The following is a 16,560-nucleotide window of genomic DNA, read 5'->3' as shown; positions in this document are numbered from 1 at the left end:
ACCGTACTTCCTTCGGGTGACACGGCCGTCAGGCCGACAGGTCCTCCAGGAGATCGTCCAGCACCAGTTCCTCCTCGACGCGACGTCCTGCCTGGCTCATGGCCGGTGCCAGTGCCGGATCCCAGAGGGCTTCGACCGGCGTCCCGGTGAGCGGGCGCCCGACGTCACCCGCGGCGAGGTACGACGCGGTGTCGAAGCGCCACGGGGTGAAGGGCACGCGACCGTGCAGCACGTTCGCGATGCGAAGGCCGCCCCAGTCGAAGTCGCCGTGGTAGTGCAACGTCCCGTGCGCGGAGACGATCAGGCGGAGCAGATGCATCACGGCGGCGCCGGGCTGGCCGCTCGTACAGACCAACGGCGGGCAGGACGGTCCCAGGTGGTCTGCGGCCGCCGCCACGACGACGGGGTTCTCGCAGACGAAGACGTCGACTGGGGCCAGACGCGGGGGATCCCGGACGAGCTGGCGCAGTGTGAGATGCACCGGTTGGCCGCGCCACGCCTCCAGACCTCGGTGCCCGGTGAGGCCCAGGGCGATGACCGTGGTGGACAGTTCGTCCCGCATCAGGCCGACCGATGCCCAGACCTCGCGCCGCCATTCCGCGCCGCTGCCGTCCGGCAGGCCGGAGAGGACACGGGCGGCCCGCAGCGCCAATGTCGCCAGTGGCCGGTCATCGTCCAGTGCGTGTGCGTCACCTGTCGTGCGTGCCGCGAACCTGCCGATGGGCTCGCCCTGCGACGGCAGGTTTCGCACGACGACGTTCAGCGTGGCCAGCAGGTCCGCAGCCTGCGGGGCCGGTGCGAGGCGTTTGACGAGGCCGCCGGCGCGCAACGACAGCGCCCACTCGGCGAGGCGTGGATCTGTCAGCTGCTCGAACGCCTTGTCCCACAGGGCTTCCAGGTCGACCGCGTCCGGAAGCGGGCCGGTCAGTTCCAGCACCGCCGACGCGAGACCGTCCGGGTGCGCACCGGAGCGGCGCAGCAGGTCGTCGACCGACGGCAACGACACGCTCAACGCCCGGCCTGGGCGTGGTGCACGACCGAGCAGGCGATGCACGGCCTGGCGTTGAGCTTCCGTCGCGTTCGGCAGCGTCACGCTGATGTCGAGCGGTTCAGCGCGTTCAAGGCGTTTGCGCACCCGAGCGACGAGCCAGGCCAGGTCTTCGCCACCGAGCAGGCGGTGCAATCGCGTCATCCGGCAGCCACTCTGATGCGGCGGTGACCGGTCCACTCCCACGGAGTCACCAGCACGGCCGGGATGTCGTCGGTCCGGGACAGCTGGGCGATCGCGAGCCCCGGCACCTCGGGATAGCAGCCCCATTCGCGTTCACTGGTCATCACGACGTCCAGGTCGAACGCCGCCAGCAGACCCATGCACTTCGCTCGTGAGTCGTCGTCGACACCCGCGAACGCCTCGTCCAAGGTGACCAACCGGGGCGCGTGCGGATTGCCCGCGGAGGCGTAGTGCGAGGACGCCGCGGCGAACAGCGGGACGCTCGCCGTCAGCACGCGTTCACCACCGGAGGCCGGGCCGATCGCGGTGCGCCACTGGCCGTTCTGGTGGCGCTGGATGACGAACCGGTGCCACTTGCGGTAGTCCAGGGCCTCCGTCAGGTGCTCCAGCCACGTGCCCGCCGCGTTGCGGGCCCGCACGTTCGCGATCTCGGCCTGCAGGAACTCGCCGACGGCCGAGCGGTCCTCGTCCGACCAGGCGTCTGAGGTCTGGCGCAGCAGGCGTTCGCGGGCCGTGGCCAGTCCGGTCGGACCGTCCTCGACCGGCAACCACCTCAGACGCAGCCGCATGCCGGTGCTGGTCGGGCGGCCGTCCAGTTCGGCGTTCATCCGCGCCACCTGTTCGTCGGCGGCGGAGATCAGTTCCTGGAGGGTGCTGGCGACCTCGTTGACGAGGTGGTTCTCCAGAATCTCGCGCTCGCGTTCATCGAGGATCCGGCTGCGGTCGGCCACCTCGGCGCGCAACGCGTCGGTGAGCTCCGGTGTGCTCGTCGTGCGGCCCTGGAACAGGACGTCCACGACGATGCCGTCGTCGAGCAACCGTGCTGTCGCCGAGTTCCCGTGCCGCGACAACGTGTCCATCAACGTCTTCAGCTCGTCGTTGACCTTGCGTTGGACGCGTTCCCACGTTTGGTCGTCGTCGGCCTGGTCGGTGAGCTCACGGTCGATCAGCCTGGCCAGCCGCACGGTCGGGTCCGGCGCCCACGGCGTTGCGGGATCGGGAGTCGTCAGCTCGGGCAGTGCCACCGCGAGCAGTCCGGTCGTGGCGAACCGTCGCAGTGCTTCCGCCGCCTCGGCACGGTTGGCTGTCGCTTCGTCCAACTGCGCGCCGAGAGTCTCGAGCTGTCCTTCCGCCTTGCCCCGGTTCGTGAGTGCCTCGGTGCGACGGCCGTCTGCGGCTTTGCGATCGTCGCCGCACTGCCGCATCGCCTCCGCCACCTCCGCGAGCTGACGTTGCAGCTCTGCCACCGCGGAACCAACGGTGGCGGCCAGCGTCTCGTGGTGCTCGGCGGCCGCCTCACTCGCCAACGCCGCTTCCGCGGCCTGCTCCTGCCGTGCGGCGTGGTCCTCGGTCGCGGAGGCGAGTTCGCCGCGAGCGCGCTCGTCGTCACGGATCGCGTCGCTGTGGCGGCGCTGGGCCGGCCAGAGAGCGGCGATGGCGACTCGGTACCGGGCCAGGGCCTCTGACACCGCTTCCAGTTCGCCGCGAGTGGAGGGCAAGCCCACCTCGGTGGCTTCCTCGACGAGCCGGCGTTCCGTGGCGTTGAACGCGGTGTGGGCTTCGGCTCGCTTCTCTTCCGCGATGCGCCGGCGTTCGACGAGGCGGTGTTGCTCGCCGTCGATCGCGTGCACCGCCGCGTGGGCCTTGCGCAGCGCGGTGTCGTCCGGGCATGCCGCGATCTCGGCGGCGAGGGTCGCCCGCCGTTCGCGCACCGTGCGTTGCTCGGCCGCGATCGTGGCCAGTTCCTCCTGCACGGCAAGGAGTTCGGCTCGCAACTCGGCAAGCTTGGCCAGCCGGGCGGCCTCGCGGGCACTGCGGCCGATGAACTCCGCCGCGGGCTTGTGCCACGCGCCCTCGAGCACCCCGATGCGGAACCGGCCGGTGAGATCGACCCAGTTCTTCCCGCCGCCGACACCGATGGTGGCGAGGATGGCGGACACCTGGTCGTCCGCCCGCAGCACCGAAGTCAGGTTCGCCGGTTCGGCCTCGGCGGCACGCAGGAAGGCGTCCTCGGTGTCAGGCGAGATCAGCTCACCGTCCGGGGTCACCCACGCGTCGAGCAGCCCCGCGCCCTCCAGCGCGGCTTCGAGTCCCGCACGCTCGTCGCCGGAGAGCTCGTCGCTGAAGTCGATCAGCTGCCACAGCGGAGCGCCAGGCCTGCCGTCACGGTGTGCACGGCGCGTGTGGGGGACCGGTGGCAAGCTGTCCTCTCCCGCCTCCAGCTTGGTGATCTCCTCGCTCAGACCGGTGCCGCGAAGCCGTGCGGCGGACTCACGCGTCCTCGTGTCGGCTTCGGCGTCCGCCAGTGCCGCGCCGGCGACGTGCCCGGCGATGTCCACCGCGGTCTTCACCGGGTTCGGCCCGTCGAGCGTCTCGACCCACAGGTCCAGTTCGGCGGGCACTTCGGCATGCAGCTCGACCGTGCTCGCCAGATGCCGGTGAGCCGCGGCGACCAGTGCCCGGCCCTGTTCTTCGACGGCATCGGCGGCCTCGGCTCGGCGCTGGGCCACGGCATCGGCTTCCGCCGCGAGCTCGTCCACCCGCTGTCTCGCCTGGTCGAGCTTCGCCTTCGCCTGCTCCACGGACGTGATGAGCCCGTCGACGTGCCGGACCGCCCGGTGCTGGCGTTCGGCCGCGCGATCCGCTTCGGTGCGGTCGGTCAGCACCGCTTCGTCCAGCAGCGCCGCACGAGCGGCCTCGGCTGCCACCGCACGACAGCCTTCCAGCGCTTCCGCCGCTTCCTGGAGGCTCGCGGCCGCGTCGCTCGCGAGTCTGGTGCGATAGCCGACCGTGTCGGCGGCCTTGGTGGCTTCGACCGCCAGCCGACCCGCCTCACGCCGGAGCCGTTGCGCTTCCAGGGCAACCCGTTCCAGCTCTCGTGCGCTGCGCATCTCGGGGCTGGCCCGCAGCGCTTCGTCTCGGGCCCGCAGGCGTGCGGCGTGCTGTTCGAGCTGGTTGAGCTGCTCTTCGGCCGCGTCGAGTGCCTGCTGTGCCTGCGCGTGTGCTTCTTGCGCCGCCGTGAGCTCGCGGTTGACGCGCTCGTAGTTGGACTGCGCGTTGCGTGGCTGCCCTGCGCGCCTGCGTGACGCCACCCGTGCATAGCGCTGGTAGTGGCCGAGAAAGGACTCCGCCGCGTCACGTGCCTCGGTCATGGCAGCGAGGGTGTCGCGGTCCTCCTCCAGGCTGCGGAACGCCTCCGCGACGTCGGCGATGACAGCCTGGTCCAGGGGCGGCAGGGCCTCCGTCAGCGCGTTGGACAGCGCCTTCTCGTTGGGGCGCTTGGACAACTGCGGTGCACGCAAGTTGATCAGCAAGTCGACCAGGGCGGCGTAGCGCTGCTCGCCGAGCCCGAACAACGCCTCGTCCACCGCCCGCCGGTACTCACGGGCCTTGTCGTAGACCGTGCCGTGCTCACCGAGTGCGTCGGCGAGCCGATCCCGGGCGAGCGAGGTGGTCGTGGCGTCGACCAACGAGAGATCCTGCCCGATCCGTTGGTGGGTGACGAAGAACCAGTGCCTCGCGATGCCGCGGCCGGACACCGCCTTCAGCCCGCACCCGATCGTGCGGTACTCCGCCGTGCCGTCGTCGTCGAGCCGGCCGAACTCCAGCCAGGTGTAGCCGAGCCGTTCCGGGTGCGGGTGCGCGCCGCCGAGCAGGAGGTTCCACTCCATCCGCTTCTTCGGGTCGGCGTCCGGTTCCACGCGATGGGGCGACAGTTCGCCGTCCAGCAGGAACGGCAACATCAACGCCAGCACCTTCGACTTGCCGGTGCCGTTGTTGCCACGGAGCAACAAGCGTCCGTCGCGGAACCGGAACTCTTCCTGGTCGTAGTAGAAGAGGTCGACCAGCCCGGCGCGCAGTGGTTGCCAGCGCTCGCGGGAGGGGAGGGGCAGCACGTCGGTCACCTCGTGGTGGTGATGGTCGGTTCGGCGAGTGCGTAGCGGGCGAGCGCCGGTCGGGCACGGACCCGGTCGTGCTCCCGGCTCACCAGATGCAGAGCCACGAGGCGCGTGAGAGCCTGCTCGACCAACTCGTTCTCGGCACCTGGTTCGGTGGCGTTGCGGCGCCAGTACGACTTGTGTTCCCGCGCCAGCACACGCACCCGTTCGTGTAGGTCTTCGATGCGCACTTCCACCTGTGCCGCAAGGTGTTCGGCGACGAGCAGCGTGACGTGTCCCTCGGTCCCGCTCTCGGGCATGCGCACGTCGGTGAGGTCGTCGGCGGGGTCGATCATCGCGATGCCTTCGGCACGAATCTCGGCGACCAGGCCGGTGAGTTCGCTGACCTGCCTGGTGAGCGCGGCACGCTGACGTGTCAGGTAGGCCAGCTCGTCTTCGCTCAACTCGTCGTAGTAGAGCACCGGTTCGTCCAGCAGCTGCCGGGTCAGCCGGTGTCGGATCGCGCGGTTGCGCAGCTCGTCGCTGTCCGGCACGACGTCCGCGGTCAGCTCGGTGAAATCAAGTTCGTCCATCGTGGACGGGCCACGCCGGGTCGCCAGCATCGTGGCCAGCACCCGCCGTTCCACGTCGTACAACACGTCACCGGTGTCCCGCACGAAGGCGTCTTCCTCACCCGCGACCTTGCTCAGCACGCCGAGGTCGAGCAGCAGCCGGACCACGGCTACCAGGTCCGAGCGCTCCTCCCGGCCGGTGAGCGTGAAGTCGACTCCCAGTTCGGGATCGGCCGCCCCGAGGACGACCTGCCCGGCGAGCCGGCCCAGCGTGATCTGTGCATCGGCCCGTTCGAGCGACGCCAAGGCCAGGCAGGTCAACACGTACCGACGACGCGTGAACGGCAGCTTCGACCGCGTGTCCCGCGCGGGATGGCTGGGGTCGTCCGTGGTCGCCGCGATCTTCACCAGCCGCGCCACCTCGCTGTCGACGACCAGCCGCCAGCCGGTGTTGAGGTCGAACCAGGCCCGCAGTTCCGTCTCGTGCTTGCGGACCAGCCGATACTCCTCGGCCTGCGCGCTCGCCCGCAGCAACGGCCGCCGCAGCAACGCCCGCGCTGCTCTTCTCCGGTCGTCAGCCTGTGACGCGGTGAGGGTGTCCGACAACCGGCTCACGCCGACCACTCCTCGGGTTCGGCCGCGGTCAGGTCGACGATCTCGATGACGTGGTCGGGCCCGCGGAACGTTCCGGCCGGCGTGTGGATCTCCGCGACGCCTTTGTCGAGTGCGGTCAACCTGATCTCCAGCGTGCCGTCGGACGTGGCCGTGGAAACGTGTCTCTGTCGCGGCCCGCGAGCCGCCAGCGCGTCCCCGAGCAAGCTCAGGAACAAGGAGAACTCGGCCGGGTCGAGCGTCCCGACCTCGCTGAGTCTCGTCGGCCGATGCGTCACCAGCCGCTTGCGCGCCAGCTCGGTCTCCTCAGCCTGCCGCGCCGCACGTTCCGCCAGGATCCTGCGCTGGTCGGACCTGTCGACGATCCGGTTGGGCTTGCCACGCCGCTCGTAGCTGCCGGTCTTGCGCAGCTGCGGGCTGATCAGCAACGGCGGCGCGTCGTACCAGGGCGTACTCGGCGCGACAGGCTGCTCCTCCCGTTCGGCCAGCGTGTCGGAATCGACCGTCAGATGACGCGCCGACGACAACCCGAAAGCCGTCCGCCACAACCGGTGCATCGTGGCCTCGTCCGGCGCCTGCGCGAACCACCGCGCCAGCGTGCGGAAGTCCGCCGACCGATCCGACCGCCCCGCGCGCCGTTCGTTGAGCGCTGACACCACCTGCAACAGCGCCGGAATCGCCGCCCGCGCCCGAGCCCTGAGCAGCTTCGCCTGGCTGGGGTGCTGCGGTCCGCTGACGAACCACTGCCGCAACCCGAGCCACCGCTCCCGCCACAGCGCGAGGCCTCGTTCGAACTGGGCTTCCTCGGACTCGTCCGCACCAGGCGCCGCGTCCTCGGCTTCGCGTGCCGCCGCGGTCCTGAGCAGCCGTTCGGCGTCGGTGTCGTCGATCTCCGTGACCAGACCCGCGATCTCCGCACCGGTGGTGACCAGGTCCTTGATGAACCGTTCGAGGTAGTCGATCAGCTGGTCCTTGTACGCCCGGAACGCGTCGACGTCGACGTCGTGCAGGTCGATCGACCGCTGCAGCGACCCCATGAACGCCTGGGCGTTGTCCGCGAGGTCCGAGAACCTGCCGACCAGACCGTGCAGCAGCAGGTGCACCTTGGCCGGATCGGGTGCTTCATGCCGGGCCAGCTCCAGCAGTGCCCGCAGTTGCGTGACGATGTCGGTGAGTGCCACTGCCTGGAGTGCGCCGCGGCGGCCGAGTGCCTCATCGAATGTCTGAAGTGCCTGCTCAGCCGCTTCTCCTGCGGGCGTCAGCTGGTAGAGGAACCGGGCGCGGTGGAAGTCTTCGACCGTGGTCACGCGGCTGGTGTCCGGGTCGGCACGCAGGTTGCCCCAGTCCTTCAGCCTGCCGAGCGCGTCCGTGACCGCTGCGAGGTCCGCCTCCAGCTCCAGGTCCTCGGGGCGCAGGTGCACGACGAACCGCCGCTTGGCACGGACGAACTCCCCCATCACGGCGCGATAGAGGTCGACGTTCGGTGCAGTCAGGTGCGCGAACGGCTGATAGTCCGGCATGCGGGTCAGTCTGCCAGGAGGGTCCGACAGTTTCGGAACCGAACGGGGGTACGGGTCTACAGGACGTCGCGGAGGTACAGGAGGTACGCGACCGCGGCCACCAGCAGGATGCCCAGGATCACTGCCAGGGCGATCTTCGTCCTGCTCCACGGTCGTTGGCCCTGGACTTCACCGGTCCGGCCGTTGATCAGGATCTGCCAGTTCCTGCCCGCGTAGACGTAGGTCGCGACCCAGATCGGCAACAACATCAGCTTGAAGGTGACGTCGTGGTGCTGCGTGTTCACCGAGCCCACCCGTTGCTCGTCGCCACCGATGTCGCGGCGGCAGTCGTCGTTGATGACCGGCGCCATCCTGTTCTTCGCCTCTTCGAAACCGGCCTCCGGCTCCACGTCGTAGCGCAGCGCCGAGTGCCCGGAGAGGAACTGCGGCTGGTACGGCACCGCCTCCAGCAGCGGCCACGGTGCCAGTTCGTCGACGTGCTTCACCGGAAGCACGAAGCTGCCGGGCACGAGCACGTCGTCGAACGCCCTGCTGACGGTGCCCTGCGCGGAACGCCACCTGATCCGGCGCACCCGCCGGGTCTGCCTGTTTCCGTCGCCGTCGGTGTAGGACTCCGTGACCCAGTAGTACTCACCGCGCTGCCCTCGGTACTGCGAGACGGTTTGCGAGTCGTACGTCCAATGCGGCACGTACGTGCTCTTCGTCGACTCCATCTCGCTGACCTTCTTCAGTGCCGACGGCGCGAACCAGCGTGACGACGTCCAGCCGCGCATCGCCTCGCGGACCGCGGCGCGGTCGAGGAGGAACGGCAGCACCGCCTCCGGCACGATCTGTCCGGTGGCCGCGTCGTCGATCACCAGCGGCGTACCGCAGAACTGGCACAGTGTCGCCGTCTCGTTCGTCTCGGTGCGCGCGGCACAGCGCGGGCACTGGAAGACGTAGGCGCCGATGGTGCCGACGGGTTTGCGCGGCAGCACCGCGAGATCGGCGTACGCGATCTCCCGGACCTGCCGGTCGACGGCGTGGATCTCCTGCTGGAACCCGCAGTACGGACAGCGCATCGCCGTCGAGCCGGGCGCGAACTCCAGGCGTGCGCCGCAGCCACCGCACGGATACGTCTGAGAGGCGACACCTCTCGGGTCGGTCATCGTCAGGCCTGCGGCGGAAGCGGCGGCGGGATCGCGGCGAACAGCTGCGCCACCTCCGGCACCTGCCCGGCCGGCGTCCACTGCGGCATGCCCGCCTTCCAGACCAGCGTGTCCCGGTCCAGCGCACCTCCGGAGACCTGCTGCACGAGCTGCCCGCGGTCGAACGGCCCGAGCTGCCGGCCGCCCGCGCCGATGAACCACTGCTCGCCCTGCGGCAGCGGAGGCGGGGACACCTGCTGCTGCCCGCCTCCCGCCGCGCGTTGGCCGAGCGCCACACCGAGACCGATGCCGAAACCCTCGCCAGCGCCGCCCTGGTTGCGCGCGGCCACCTCGATCGCCTGCGCAGACTGGAACTGCGTGTACTGGTCCAGATTGCCGACGACGCCCATCTGGCTGCGCTTGTCGATCGCCGCCTCGACCTCCGGCGGCAGCGAGATGTTCTCGATGACGAACTTCGGGATCGAGATGCCGACCGAGGAGAGTTCCAGACTCAGCACACCGGCCAGCTTGTCGCCGATCTGCTCCTGGTGCGTCGCGAGGTCGAGCACCGGCACCCCGGCCGTCGCGAGCGCGGTGCCCAGCTTGCCGACGACGATCCGGCGGAGGTACTCGGAGACCTCCTCGGTGCGGAACTGCGGATCCGTCCCAGCGAGCTCGGACAGCAGCGCCACCGGCTCGACGACGCGGACGGTGAACCCGCCGAACGCGCGCAGCCGCACCATGCCGAACTCGGCGTCGCGCACGACGACCGGGTTCTGCGTGCCCCACTTGAAATCGGTGAACTGCCGGGTGTTCACGAAGTACACCTCGGCCTTGAACGGCGAGTCGAAGCCGTACTTCCAGCCCTTCAGCGTGGACAGGACCGGCATGTTCTGCGTCTGCAGCGTGTACATCCCAGGAGGGAAGGCGTCGGCGACGCGCCCCTCGTTGACGAAGACGGCCACCTGCGACTCGCGCACGGTGAGCTTGGCGCCCATCTTGATCTCGTTGTCGTGTCGGGGAAAGCGCCACACGATGGTGTCGCGGCTGTCGTCCGTCCACTCGATGATGTCGATGAACTCGCCGCGGATCTTGTCCATGATGCCCATGCGCGTCCCCGGCTCCTGTGTCCCCTGGCTCGAACGACGGCAACATTACTTCGCCGCACGGCGTTCGCGGCGAGAGCATCAACCTGACGTCCGTCTCCGGGACCTGACGCCCGAGTGCTCAGCCGCGCAGGTACTTCGTGAGTCGTTCGCTCGCCGGTGTGATGCTCGGGTAGGCAGGCCTCTCGAAGTGGGCGCGCTTGTTGCGTCGCAGGAGCGACTCCCCGTCACGTTCCCACGAGAAGCGGGGTTTGTTCAGCAGATGCCGGAACACCTGGTCCGCCTTCGTGAGATCGCGGTCAGCCAGACGCCGGAACACCACCGGCGGGATGGAGTCGTCCTTCAGATAGAGGCTCACCCGGTTGCGGTGTGTGCGTCGGTGCCGAAGAACGACAGGAAGTACTCGCGGTCCTCACGCTGCAGTTTCCAGGCGAGTTCCAGTTTCTCCTTGTTGCGGAAGATGGACGCCTTGTGGGTCGCGAACGAGTGCATGACCGTTTCGTAGATCTCGCGCCGCCTCGACGCGGGTATCGGCCTGGAAACGCCGCTGAGCATCCACTCGTCGGCCATCGGCACGATGCGGCAGGCCAGGAACGAGCCTTCGGGCATCGGGTCGAAAAGCGAGGCCCCCTTGTTGGAGCGGATCCGGTAGGTCAGGTCGTCGGACAGGTTGACCGCGACGAGCGCTTCCCCGTCGCGTTGCTCGATCTCGAAGATGCCTTCGACGACGTCCTGCCAGGCGAGCACCATCGCCCTGTCGTCCTCGGACAGTTCGGGATGCGCACCGACGAAGTGCTCGACGACCGTGCGCCCGTCGTCGAGCTTGTGCTGCAACAGGAACCTGTCGGTGAGGGTCACGGCATCGAGGTCGGTCTCGGCCTGGCGTTCGGCGAGTGTGCGATCGAACTCCCGCTCGAGACGGCCGGTCCGCCCGAACGTGACGAGCAGACGCTTCAGCTCGGCGGCGCGGTCGAGTTGGCTGGTGGTGGCCGGCATGCGGAACCTTCCCCGGACGGTGACCCTGAGCGGCGAGCGGTCGAACCGCCGTCGCCGGTCCCATATGTTGCCCGAGCGACTCCTGCTCGCTCGGCCACCACCCGGTTACCTGACGCGGAGGAACCGCGCCGGCAGGTCCGGGTTCTCCAGCTCCCGGATCCTCGCCAGGTCGTAAGTCGGCTTGGTCAGCAACGCGATGCCGCCGGCGAGCAGCAGGACGAACAGCGCCTTGGCGAACCTGTGTTCATAGGGCTGGTCGACGGCCTCCCACCTGACACCGATGGCGGTCACGGGCTTCGGAACACCGATGTCCGCCTGAGTGAACTGCGAGTGGCTCATCGTCTGCGTGAGCTTCTGGCCGGTTCCCGCGGTTATTTCGACATCGCAACGCCGTTGGGCTCCCAGGTAGCGCCAATCTCGCTCACACGATGTGGCCACACCCGTGCCTTCGGCCCGTCGCGGCCAGACGTCGGCGCGGGCGGTGATCAACAGGCCGTGGGTGAAGTGGGCAGCGAGGAAGGCGAGCATGCCCGCGCCGACGTACCAACGAGCCTGGGCGCGCAGGCGCCGCGCCTCAGCCTTGGCGGCCGGTCGTTTCGCGCGGCTGTTCTGCCACAGCACACCGGCGCCGACGAGGCCGAGGGCGACGAGGGTGACAGCGCCCATGGTGGGCCACGGTGTGGGGTTGAAGGATGCGCGGGCAGGGGCGAAGTGGTGCGGGGCGAGACGTTGCATGGGGACGGAGGTGTCGGCGGGAGTCAGCAGGGAGGAGTCGCTGGTGTGGCGGTGCCGTACGCCTTGGTCGGTGACGATCGCGGTGCAGCTCCAGCGGGTCCCGAGGAGGAGCCAGTTGCGCTCGCAGTGGATGTCGTCGGCACGCGCCACGGGGCTGCCCCTGGGGCCGTGGTCTTCCCAGAAGAGCATGAGGAACGCCGCGCCGTACGCGCACAGGGCGAGCCACGCCAGCGCCAGCCAGCGCTGGTGATGTCCTTTCACGGCACCGGTTTCTTGTCGCGGAACAGGCGGAACGTGATGAACAGCGCGATCCCGGGCAGGCCCATGAGGCACAGCGCGTACGCGACCTTGTTCGGTTCCCTGCGTTCGGCGAGTGCCCATGTCGGGCTTGCCTGTGACGATCTTCCAGATCGCACGAGGTTGTTGGTCATCGGGACTTGCTTGCCGATGTCCGCGGGTGTGAGACCGGAGTTCTTGCTGCTGTAGGGATAGCGCTTGCCGTCATCGGCCACGATGGTGGCGTCGCAGTACCAGAGGGCGCCGAAGGCCCACCAGTTGCGCTTGCACGAGACGTTCTCCGCGTAGCCCTTCGGCTCTCCGCCTGAGCCCGCCTCGCCGTCGAAGAACAGTGTGCCCGCATGGGCGGTGTAGAGGGCGACGATCCACAGGACTGCGGCGACGGCGACGCGCCTCGTCTTCATCATTGGCCTTCCTCGGGGTCCTTGTGGCCGCCGCCTTCGGCCTTGTTCATCCGGCTCCTCGACCGTGCCCGCCGGGTCGATCACGGCGATGCCCTGTTCGACCTGGGCACGGCGCGTGGTGTCCATGATCGTGCGGCCAGGGCGGCATGGCCCAGGTCGTCCGCGTGGCGTCAGCTGGAGCGACCTCGATGCGGCTGCCGGAGCCCACGGTGACGATGACCGAGTCGCTTCGCTCTGAGATTGGAGCGGGGAAGTCGTCGTGGTACTGGAGCGGATCGGTCACGGGCGAATGATCCCATTCGGTCGGACTCTCCGCGCACGGTTCGGCACAATGCGTGCATGGCCGAGCGTCGGTTGGAGCGTGCGCGATGTGTCGCATTCACCCAGCCAGGACTGCAACTACTTGTTACCGTTCGGCGACGGTGCGTTAGCGAGGGTGTGAGGTCATGCGCGGGGGTGTTCGTCGTCGGCCTGCGGTTCGGTACCTGGGCCATGACTTCGTAGCGGCATAGAGAGTCACCTCCGGTTGCCGGCCGAAGCAGAGCGTTCGGCCGGCTTTGGATTGCGGCACAACGAGAAGGACCAAGTGGGCTGATGACTGACCCGGATCAGATCCTCAATCAGTACGAGGGCAAGCTGGCTCAGGCTCAACGCAAAAGCGACGCGCTCCGCGAGAGCTTGGCGAACCTGCGTGTCATGGAACGCAGCGCGGACGGCCAGATCGTCGTGACGGTCAACGATGCAGGCAACCTCGTGGATCTGAAGCTGAGCAATGCGTTGCAGCGCAGGGACGGCGACAGTGTGGCGCAGGAGGTCCTGCGCGTGGTGCAGGCAGCACAGAGCCGAGTCGCCGCGACGGTGCAGGAGGCCATGGCGCCGATGCTGGGTGCCGACTCCGAGGCGATGCACTTCATGATGGACAAACTGCGCAGCGCCCAGCCGCCACCCCCGCCGCAGTACGTACCGGGAGGCGGTGGGTACGGCAGCGGCCAACCGCGGCTCGGCGCTATCGAGGACGAAGCGCCACCTCCTCTGCCTCCACCGTCGCGGCAGCCGGTGCGGGCCTTGCGGGAGCGATCGCCGAGTGCATTCCTGTCGCAGTCAAGTGGGCGAACAAGGCACTGGAGGCCTGCCGCCGGCTTACGAAGGCGTTCAGCAACGCCGGCGGGCTGTTCAAGAAGCCGTCGCGCAGGCTGCCACAGGTCGAGGAAGACCTGGAAGAGGACCTGTGGAAAGGGCCGGGAGGCAGTTGAATCGGTCAGTGAAGATCGCGGGCGTGCTGCTGCTCGCGCTGAGTGCCTGCGCGTGCGGAGGCACGAACGTGCGGCCGATCGAGCAGCCGACGTTCACCACACCGACCAGCCCCCCGGCCGCCAAGTACAAGGCGGTGCCGACCTGCAAGCAGATCGAGCAGAAGGTGCAGGGGTTGCCGAAGTTCCGGTCGGGCAACGAGAATCCGTCGCCGTTCGTCGACATGTTCACCGGGTGCGAGTTCCAGAACATTCCCGACTTCCCGCGTATCGGGCTGGACATCTCGGTGTGGCGCGATGAGCCGGGCAAGGCGAAGGCGCGCGAGCGGTTCGACGACTTCACGGATCCGGTTGACGACGGGCCTGCCGATGTGGGCGTTGGCGAACAGGCCAAATGGCAGAACGCCAAGGACAACGACAGCTGCTATCTGATCATCCTCGACGCCAACGCCGTGCTGTTGCTCAACAACAAGCCGTCCGAAAAGACGAATCCGAGATCGGAGGAGTGCCGGGGCAGGCTCAAGGACCTGGCCAGGACGTTCTACGTCGCGGTCCAGCCGAGCTGACCCAGCGCCGCCACCGGGAGAGTTGTCGCGACGATGCGGTTGACTGTGCCGGTATCTGGCCAGGCGCTGGGTCTACCCGAAGGACGCAATGAACTCGAAGTTGCCCGCCCCGACGGCGCGTTCGAGTTTGCGGATGATGGGCTGCGGGTTGTCGTAGGGCCCCGAGACGTAGATGGGCTTGCCGTCCCTGCCGAACGTGATGGCGCTGGGCGGGGTCCACGGCCCGAGGTGGCCTGCGGCAGCGGCGAAGTCGGGATGGGGTTCGAAACCCAGGCCGCGTGCGTAGTCCAGGGACCCGAACACCAGCTGACGCGCCAGCTCGACGGGCGCCTCGAGCGGGTCGTCGTTGTAGCTGGAGAAGTACTGTCCGACGAACTCGCGCAGGGCGAGTTCGTCCATGATCTCCGGGCCGAGCGCGTTCTTCACGCCGAGGCAGAAGACGTCGGCCAGGTAGCCGCAGACCGAGACCTTGTCGTGCCGGTGTCGACGGGCGATCAGTACGGAGACCAGGCCATCGATTCCAGGCTGCGGGTCCTCCTGCACCGGCCAGTCAGGGCGATCATCGAAGGTCAGACCGATGTTCCAGTTCGGGCTGACCCAGCAGCCGACCAGTAGCGGCTCGGGCGCCTCGGCCTGCGCGAGGATCGCGGCGGCGCGCACGAGGCGAGAGGCCTCGGAGGGCTTGATCCCCAGTGCACGGGCGATCTCTTTGGGCGTGTGTCCCTGCTCCCGCAGTGCCCGTACACGGTCCAGACACTCATCAGACTGCACCCGGCCGATCGTAGGGGGTGCACAGCGTCCGGCCTTCCGGGTGTCGGCTTGGATGGGCGGCGTGACCGAACACACCGAGGCCGTGATGATCGAACTCGCGCGGAAGATCGCCGGGTGGGTCGGTGACGGCAAGCCTGTCACGCCGAAGGGGGTGCTCAAGCCTGGCGACCTGCGCGAGGCCGCCGCGGCGCTCGGGATGGCGCTGCCGGAGAGGTTCCGGTCGGGGGCCGACGTACCGGGCTGGCACGTGCCGTGGTCGGCGGCGCTCGGCGCCGGGATGCTGGTGATCGAGCGAGGCCGGGTGGTGGCCAGGCCCGTCGAGGTCACGCGGGAAGTGTGGCTGGCCGGGTTCGTGGCGGCGCTGGCGGCGTTGTGTCAGGACGAGGAATCGGTCAGGGCCGCACGGATCGGGGAACGGGCGCTGGCGTTTCTCTCGGACCACGGGCCGAGCAGTGGTCCAGAGCTGTACCAACACCTTCTCCGCCATCGGGATATCGGCAGCGGTCACTGGCAGCTGCTGGACGCGGCGGGCCACGAGAGGTCGGGGGATGCGTTGCTCGACCTGTTCCGGGGCTTCGGGATCGTGCGTGGGGGCGCCGAGCTCACCGAGCTGGGTGAATGGCTGCTGGACGAGGTGGGCGAGCGTGGCGACGACGTCGTGCGCAAGGAGGTCATCCCCGCCGAACGGATCTGCCAGCTCAAGATCTCGCTGGAACGCATGTCGCCGCCGTGCTGGCGGCGGGTGCTGGTTCCGGCGGGCGACGACCTGGGCGAGCTGCACCGGGTGATCCAGGCGGTGATGCGGTGGGACGACGACCACCTGCACGCCTTCTACGTCGGGTCGCACCGGTACGGCGATCCTGGCTTCGACATGGAGGACGAGTACGAGGTCGCGGTGGGTGAGGTGTTCACCAAGTCGCGGAAGACAGTCCGGTACGTCTACGACTTCGGAGACGACTGGCGGCACGAGATCAAGCTCGAACGGGTGCTGGACGCCGAACCTGGAATGACCTACCCGGTCTGTGTGGCTGGTGCCGGAGCCGTGCCGGTCGAGGACAGCAGGCACCGCACGATCAAGTTCGATCAGGAGGACATCAACCAGCGGCTGGCCGGGCTACCGGAGGAGAACGGGAATCCGATGCTCGAGCAGGTCATCGAGATGATCATCGTCGACGCGTACGGCGAGGACGAGCAACTCGGCGCGTTCCAGACCGTGTTCGAGGACGCGGCCGAGGTCCCGATCAAGGCGACTGTGCTCGGTCACCCGATCGAGGTGCTGGAGTTCGACTACGCCGACCCGTTGCGGGGTGTGTTCGTCAAGTGTCGCGAGGGAGAGGTTTCGCTCGTCGACGTCTGCTTCCCGCCGGACACGGTGGCGGCCTGGATTCACGCCGCCTACCGGGACTTTCTGGGGCTCGAGCCGTTCCCCGCCACCCCGCGGCCGGACTGGGCCTGGCCGAACTGAGCGTGGCCGGCGGGCACTTGGTTGGATGTG

Annotated in this window: 13 protein-coding genes and 1 pseudogene; 3 read left to right on the top strand and 11 right to left on the bottom strand. The window is 68.7% G+C overall.

Going from position 1 to position 16,560, the window contains the following annotated elements:
• Nucleotides 1-28 precede the first annotated feature (28 nt).
• The 10 genes from ACFOWZ_RS33895 to ACFOWZ_RS33850 form a co-directional block, all read right to left on the bottom strand.
• A complete protein-coding gene (locus ACFOWZ_RS33895; RefSeq protein WP_382378030.1) occupies nt 29-1,192 on the bottom strand; it encodes a TIGR02679 family protein in 1,164 nt (387 codons plus the stop codon).
• Entirely contained in the window at nt 1,189-5,127 is a 3,939-nt protein-coding gene (locus tag ACFOWZ_RS33890; RefSeq protein WP_382378029.1) for a TIGR02680 family protein, read from the bottom strand. The genes ACFOWZ_RS33895 and ACFOWZ_RS33890 overlap by 4 nt, the downstream gene beginning before the upstream one ends.
• A gap of 5 nt (nt 5,128-5,132) precedes the next feature.
• The gene (locus ACFOWZ_RS33885) at nt 5,133-6,296 is read right to left on the bottom strand and encodes a TIGR02678 family protein (RefSeq protein ID WP_382378028.1); all 1,164 of its coding nucleotides are present in this window, start codon (nt 6,294-6,296) and stop codon (nt 5,133-5,135) included.
• Nucleotides 6,293-7,813, bottom strand: a complete 1,521-nt coding sequence (locus ACFOWZ_RS33880) for a TIGR02677 family protein (RefSeq protein WP_382378027.1) — start codon at nt 7,811-7,813, stop codon at nt 6,293-6,295. Before ACFOWZ_RS33880 ends, ACFOWZ_RS33885 begins: the two co-directional genes overlap by 4 nt.
• Before the next feature lie 56 nt (nt 7,814-7,869).
• The gene (locus ACFOWZ_RS33875; protein WP_382378026.1) at nt 7,870-8,961 is read right to left on the bottom strand and encodes a hypothetical protein; all 1,092 of its coding nucleotides are present in this window, start codon (nt 8,959-8,961) and stop codon (nt 7,870-7,872) included.
• Nucleotides 8,962-8,963: 2 nt separating this feature from the next.
• Nucleotides 8,964-10,049, bottom strand: coding sequence for an SPFH domain-containing protein (locus tag ACFOWZ_RS33870; RefSeq protein ID WP_382378025.1), 1,086 nt, complete (start codon nt 10,047-10,049; stop codon nt 8,964-8,966).
• Between the two features lie 118 nt (nt 10,050-10,167).
• Nucleotides 10,168-10,404: a hypothetical protein gene (locus tag ACFOWZ_RS33865; protein ID WP_382378024.1), complete on the bottom strand. Its 237-nt coding sequence runs from the start codon at nt 10,402-10,404 to the stop codon at nt 10,168-10,170.
• Nucleotides 10,401-11,042: a hypothetical protein gene (locus ACFOWZ_RS33860; RefSeq protein WP_382378023.1), complete on the bottom strand. Its 642-nt coding sequence runs from the start codon at nt 11,040-11,042 to the stop codon at nt 10,401-10,403. The genes ACFOWZ_RS33865 and ACFOWZ_RS33860 overlap by 4 nt, the downstream gene beginning before the upstream one ends.
• Nucleotides 11,043-11,147: 105 nt before the next feature.
• Entirely contained in the window at nt 11,148-12,038 is an 891-nt protein-coding gene (locus tag ACFOWZ_RS33855) for a hypothetical protein (protein ID WP_382378022.1), read from the bottom strand.
• Complete coding sequence (locus tag ACFOWZ_RS33850; protein ID WP_382378021.1) at nt 12,035-12,478, bottom strand: DUF6346 domain-containing protein; 444 nt, start codon at nt 12,476-12,478, stop codon at nt 12,035-12,037. The genes ACFOWZ_RS33855 and ACFOWZ_RS33850 overlap by 4 nt, the downstream gene beginning before the upstream one ends.
• A gap of 594 nt (nt 12,479-13,072) precedes the next feature.
• On the opposite strand from ACFOWZ_RS33850, the pseudogene ACFOWZ_RS33845 reads away from it, so the two are divergent.
• Together ACFOWZ_RS33845 and ACFOWZ_RS33840 are read left to right on the top strand one after the other, a co-directional pair.
• Nucleotides 13,073-13,306: pseudogene (locus ACFOWZ_RS33845) on the top strand (YbaB/EbfC family nucleoid-associated protein); the annotation flags it as partial.
• A gap of 433 nt (nt 13,307-13,739) precedes the next feature.
• On the top strand, nt 13,740-14,294 hold the full coding sequence (locus ACFOWZ_RS33840) for a hypothetical protein (protein WP_382378089.1): 555 nt from the start codon (nt 13,740-13,742) through the stop codon (nt 14,292-14,294).
• Nucleotides 14,295-14,366: 72 nt separating this feature from the next.
• On the opposite strand, the gene ACFOWZ_RS33835 is transcribed toward ACFOWZ_RS33840, so the two are convergent.
• Nucleotides 14,367-15,065: a helix-turn-helix domain-containing protein gene (locus ACFOWZ_RS33835; protein WP_382378020.1), complete on the bottom strand. Its 699-nt coding sequence runs from the start codon at nt 15,063-15,065 to the stop codon at nt 14,367-14,369.
• Nucleotides 15,066-15,126: 61 nt separating this feature from the next.
• Between ACFOWZ_RS33835 and ACFOWZ_RS33830 the strand changes: the two genes are divergently transcribed.
• Nucleotides 15,127-16,530: a plasmid pRiA4b ORF-3 family protein gene (locus tag ACFOWZ_RS33830; protein ID WP_382378019.1), complete on the top strand. Its 1,404-nt coding sequence runs from the start codon at nt 15,127-15,129 to the stop codon at nt 16,528-16,530.
• Nucleotides 16,531-16,560: the final 30 nt, after the last annotated feature.

This window comes from Lentzea rhizosphaerae, assembly GCF_042649515.1.
GTDB classification, from domain to species: domain Bacteria; phylum Actinomycetota; class Actinomycetes; order Mycobacteriales; family Pseudonocardiaceae; genus Lentzea; species Lentzea aerocolonigenes.
The sequence above is the reverse complement of the archived record's forward strand: the minus strand, read 5'-3'. Positions and strand labels throughout refer to the sequence as shown.